This is a genomic window from Streptomyces phytophilus (assembly GCF_013870535.1).
Classification (GTDB): domain Bacteria; phylum Actinomycetota; class Actinomycetes; order Streptomycetales; family Streptomycetaceae; genus Streptomyces; species Streptomyces phytophilus.
In genome coordinates this window covers 1-5060 of the sequence record NZ_JACBXC010000368.1, presented here as the reverse complement: position 1 = coordinate 5060, position 5060 = coordinate 1, and the positions used below count along the sequence as shown (strand labels likewise).

The window sequence follows — 5060 nt, the reverse complement described above, 5'->3', positions numbered from 1 at the left end:
CTGCGCACCGGCATCCCCGTCGCCGACACCCACGCCGGCAAGGGCGCCGTGCCCTGGGACCACCCCTGCGCCGTCGGCGCCCTCGGCTCCACCGGCACCGCCGCCGCCAACGCGCTGGCCGCCGAGGCCGACGTGGTCCTCGGCGTCGGCACCCGCTACAGCGACTTCACCACCGCAAGCCGCACCGTCTTCGCCCGCCCCGACGTGGCGTTCGTCAACCTCAACGTCGCCCGCCTCGACGCCGTCAAGCACGCCGCGGAGCCGCTGGTCGCCGACGCCCGCGCCGGCCTCGAAGCGCTCGGCGCCGAGCTGGCCGACTGGCAGGTCGACGACGCCTACCGGGCGCGCGTCCGCGAACTCGCCGACGACTGGCGCCGCACCACCGACGCCGTCTACCACCCCGACCGCGGCCACGGCCCGCCGCCCGCCCAGACCGAGATCCTCGGCGCCGTCAACGACCTGACCGGCGACCGCGACGTCGTCATCAACGCCGCCGGCTCCATGCCCGGCGACCTCCAGGCCCTCTGGCGCGCCCGCGACCCGAAGGCGTACCACGTCGAGTACGCCTTCTCCACCATGGGCTACGAGATCGCCGCGGGACTCGGCGTGAAGCTCGCCGCCCCGGACCGCGAGGTCGTCGTCCTCGTCGGCGACGGCTCGTACCTGATGCTCTCCCAGGAGATCGTCACCGCCGTCGCCGAGGAGCTGAAGCTGATCGTCGTCCTCGTCGACAACGGCGGCTTCGCGTCGATCGGCGCGCTGTCCGAGTCGCTGGGGTCGCAGCGCTTCGGCACCCGCTACGCCGGCCGCAACCCCGACACCGGCGAGCTGGACGGCGGGCCGCTGCCGGTGGACCTCGCCGCGAACGCCGCCAGCCTCGGCGCGGACGTGCTGCGGGCGACGACGGTCGGGGAATTCCGCGACGCCTTCGTACGGGCCAAGGAGGCGGCACGCACCACGGTGGTGCACGTCGTCACCGACCTGACCGGGCCCAACCCGCCGAGTTCCGCGTGGTGGGACGTGCCCGTGAGCGAGGTGTCCGAGCTGGACTCCACGCGCAAGGCGTACGAGGAGTACCGCGACGGCAAGCGCGCGCAGCGCCCGTACCTCTGACCCTGAGCAACCCCTGTACTTCCCCGGCAAGTTAAGCGAGACCCTCATGCACACGATCGAGCACTGGATCGCCGGCGGCGCCACCGCCGCCACGTCCACCCGCACCGCCCCCGTCTACGACCCGGCCACCGGCCGCGAGCAGGCCCGCGTCCTGCTCGCCGAGAGTGCCGACGTCGACGCCGCCGTCAGCGCCGCCGCCAAGGCGTACGAGACCTGGCGCGACAGCTCGCTGTCGCAGCGGATGCGCGTGATGTTCGCGTTCCGCGAGCTGCTGGCCAGGCACGAGGACGAGCTGGCCCGCATCATCTCCGCCGAGCACGGCAAGATCATCTCGGATGCGCGCGGCGAGATCGTCCGCGGCCGGGAGGTCGTCGAGTACGCCTGCGGGATAGCCGACGCGCTCAAGGGCGGCTACTCCGACCAGTACTCGCGCGGCGTCGACGTCCTCTCCTTCCGCGAGCCGCTGGGCGTGTGCGCGGGCATCACCCCGTTCAACTTCCCCGCGATGGTGCCCCTGTGGATGCACCCCATCGCCATCGCCACCGGCAACGCGTTCGTGCTCAAGCCCAGCGAGCGCGACCCGTCCGCGTCCAACCTGGTCGCCCGCCTCTACGCGGAGGCCGGGCTGCCCGACGGCGTGTTCAACGTCGTCCACGGCGACAAGACCGCCGTCGACGCGATCCTCGACCACCCCGGCATCTCCGCCGTCTCCTTCGTCGGCTCCACGCCCGTCGCCACGTACGTGCACGAGCGCGGCACCGCCGCCGGCAAGCGCGTCCAGGCGCTCGGCGGCGCAAAGAACCACGCCGTCGTCCTGCCGGACGCGGACCTGGACTACGCCTCCGACCAGCTCGTCGCCGCCGCCTACGGCTCCGCGGGCGAGCGCTGCATGGCGATCTCCGTGGCCGTCGCGGTCGGGGACGCGGCGGAGCCGCTGGTCGAGGTGCTGGAGCGGAAGGCGCGCGCCGTGCGCGTCGGGCCGGGCGACGACCCGGCCAGCGAGATGGGCCCGCTCGTCACCCGCGCCGCGCAGGAGCGCGTCGCCGGGGCGGTCGCCTCGGCGGCTTCGCAGGGCGCGACCGTCGTGGTCGACGGCCGGGACCTGAAGGTCGAGGGCCACGAGGAGGGCTTCTTCACCGGGCCGACGCTGCTCGACCACGTCGGCGCGGCGATGGACGCGTACCGTACGGAGATCTTCGGCCCGGTGCTCGCGGTGATCCGCGTCGCCACCCTGGACGAGGCGATCGCGCTCATCAACGCCAACCCGTACGGCAACGGCACCGCGCTCTTCACCGGCGACGGCGGCGCGGCCCGGCGCTTCCAGCGCGGGGTGCACGTCGGGATGGTCGGCATCAACGTGCCGGTGCCGGTGCCGATGGCGGCGTACTCCTTCGGCGGCTGGAAGGACTCGCTCATCGGCGACAGCCCCGTGCACGGCCCGGAGGGCGTGCGCTTCTACACCCGCCCGAAGGTCGTCACGACCCGCTGGCCGGCCGGCGGCAACCCGGCGGCCCGCGGCGCGGCGTTCGCGTTCCCGACCGCCAACTGACCCGCCCGGCACCTCCGTTACGAGCCCCGACCACCGAGAGGCCGCACCCTCATGACGAACGCACCCGGCGCCCCGCGCCCCGCCGCCGGCAATCTGTGCCTGGGCTCCGCCCCCTGCTCCTGGGGGGTGTGGTTCCCCGAGGAGGAGCACCAGGTCCCGTACACCCGCTTCCTCGACGAGCTGGCCGAGACCGGCTACAAGTGGCTGGAGCTGGGCCCGTACGGCTATCTGCCCACCGACCCGCAGCGCCTCGCCGGCGAACTCGCCGACCGCGGCCTCCAGGTCTCCGGCGGCACGATCTTCGGCGCCCTGCACCGCCCCGCGGAGTGGGACGAGACCGTGGCGAACGTGCGCCGCGTCGCGGAGCTGACCGCCGCCGCCGGCGCGCACCACCTCGTGCTCATCCCGCCGCTGTACCGCGACGAGAAGACCGGCGACTTCACCGAGCCGCCGGAGCTGACGGCCGCGCAGTGGACGGCGCTGGGCAAGGCCGCCGACGACCTCGGCCGGATCCTCCTGGACGACTACGACGTCCGGCTCGTCGTCCACCCGCACGCCGACAGCCACATCCAGACACAGCCGGAGATCGAGCGCTTCCTGAACGCCACCGACTCCCGGTACGCCAACCTCTGCCTGGACACCGGCCACGTCGCGTACGGCGGCGGCGACAACCTCGACCTCATCCGCCGCTACGCCGAGCGCATCGGCTACGTCCACATCAAGCAGATGGACCCGGTGATCATCGAGCAGGTCCGGGCCGAGAACCTGTCGTTCAGCGAGGCCGTCAGCCGCGGCGTGGCCGTGGAGCCGCCCGCGGGCGTGCCGAACCCGGGGGACATCGTCGAGGCGCTGTCGGGGCTGGACGCGGAGCTGTTCGTCGTCGTGGAGCAGGACCTGTGGCCGTGCGAGCCCGACGTGCCGCTGCCGATCGCGGTCCGTACCCGCGACTACCTGGCGGGCGTCGGCCTGAGCAGCACGCGCCGCCCCCGCTGAAGCGGCCCGCCGAGAACGAGTACTGAGGAGCAGGAAGTCATGACCGTACGCATCGGAGTCGTCGGCACCGGCGCCATCGGCCGCGAGCACATCGAGCGCATCGGCCGCGTCATCAGCGGCGCCCGGGTCAGTGCCGTCGCCGACATCGACGCGGCGCTCGCGGAGAAGGCCGCGGCGGAGGCGGGCGGCGCGCGGGTCGCCGACGCCGCCGACATCCCGGGCACGCTGATCGCCGCGGACGACGTGGACGCCGTGCTGGTCTCGTCCTGGCACGCCGCCCACGCCGAGCACGTGCTCGCCGCGATCGCCGCGGGCAAGCCCGTGCTCTGCGAGAAGCCGCTCGCCACGACCGCGCAGGACGCGCTGCGCGTGCTGGCCGCGGAGGAGGCGTACGGGCGGCGACTGGTGCAGGTCGGGTTCATGCGCCGCTACGACCCGGGCTACCGGGAGCTGAAGCGCGTCATCACCGACGGCGGCATCGGCCGGCCGCTGATGATGCACTGCGCGCACCGCAACCGGTCGGCGCCCGAGCGGTACACGACCGAGATGGCGGCGCAGGACACGGGCGTGCACGAGATCGACGCGGCCCGCTGGCTGCTCGACGACGAGATCGTCTCGGCGCAGGTCGTCATGCCCCGCGCCACCGAGCGCCGCTTCCCCCACCTCCGGGACCCGCAGTTCATGCTCTTCGAGACGGCCCGCGGGGTCCGCATCGACCTGGAGGTCTTCGTCAACTGCCAGTACGGGTACGACATCCAGTGCGAGACGGTCGGTGAGACCGGCCTGATCCGGCTGCCCGACCCGGCGCGCGCCGAGGTGCGGGCCGCCGCGCGGGTGGGCACGGAGATCGACCAGGAGTGGGGCGGCCGCTTCGCCGAGGCGTTCGACGTCGAGGTGCAGGCGTGGGTCGACTCGGTGGCCGCCGGCGCGGCCACGGGCCCGAGCGCCTGGGACGGCTACGCCGCCACCGCGGTCGCGGCGGCGACGGTCGAGGCGCAGCGTACGGGCGCGGTGGTGAACGTGGGCCTGGTGGAGCGCCCGGCGTTCTACGCCTGACGACTTCCCGCGGACCCGGCCCCCACCGCGGGGGGAGGGGCCGGGCCGCGGGAACCCCGCCCCCCTGCGGTGCGTCTTCTTGAGGCAGCAGGTATCCAAAGGGGGGTACGGATGTCTCTGGGGGAGCCGCCCCTGCTGAGCCGTCCGCCGTGGGTCGGCGCGACGACGACGCTGGGGCAGATGGCGTACGCGCTGGGGGCGTTACCCGCGGCGCTGATGGCCGTGATGATCCCGTTGTTCCGCGGCGAGCGGGAGTACTGCGCGCCGCCGGACCACACGGGCCCGTGCGACCGCATCCAGGAGATGAGCGCCGGCGGGGCGGCCGGGCTGGGCCTGGGGGTCCTCACGC

General features: G+C 73.9%; 4 protein-coding genes and 1 pseudogene. All 5 read left to right on the top strand.

Going from position 1 to position 5060, the window contains the following annotated elements; genetic code table 11:
* Window positions 1-1113, top strand: a 1113-nt coding sequence (locus H5J30_RS17115) for a thiamine pyrophosphate-dependent enzyme (protein WP_258563370.1), incomplete at its 5' end; no start/stop codon positions are given.
* Window positions 1114-1159: 46 nt separating this feature from the next.
* Entirely contained in the window at window positions 1160-2662 is a 1503-nt protein-coding gene (locus H5J30_RS17110) for a CoA-acylating methylmalonate-semialdehyde dehydrogenase (protein WP_181788291.1), read from the top strand.
* Between the two features lie 51 nt (window positions 2663-2713).
* Window positions 2714-3655 (top strand): TIM barrel protein, encoded by a 942-nt coding sequence (locus H5J30_RS17105; protein ID WP_181788290.1) that lies wholly within the window; start codon window positions 2714-2716, stop codon window positions 3653-3655.
* Between the two features lie 39 nt (window positions 3656-3694).
* The gene (locus H5J30_RS17100) at window positions 3695-4711 is read left to right on the top strand and encodes a Gfo/Idh/MocA family protein (protein ID WP_181788289.1); all 1017 of its coding nucleotides are present in this window, start codon (window positions 3695-3697) and stop codon (window positions 4709-4711) included.
* Window positions 4712-4822: 111 nt separating this feature from the next.
* Window positions 4823-5060 (top strand): annotated as a pseudogene (locus H5J30_RS17095) (hypothetical protein); the annotation flags it as partial.

Bases quoted from the DNA above. Each gene is read 5' to 3' on its own strand.
- H5J30_RS17110 (WP_181788291.1), top strand. From the start codon at position 1,160: ATGCACACGATCGAGCACTGGATCGCCGGCGGCGCCACCGCCGCCACG.
- H5J30_RS17105 (WP_181788290.1), top strand. From the start codon at position 2,714: ATGACGAACGCACCCGGCGCCCCGCGCCCCGCCGCCGGCAATCTGTGC.
- H5J30_RS17100 (WP_181788289.1), top strand. From the start codon at position 3,695: ATGACCGTACGCATCGGAGTCGTCGGCACCGGCGCCATCGGCCGCGAG.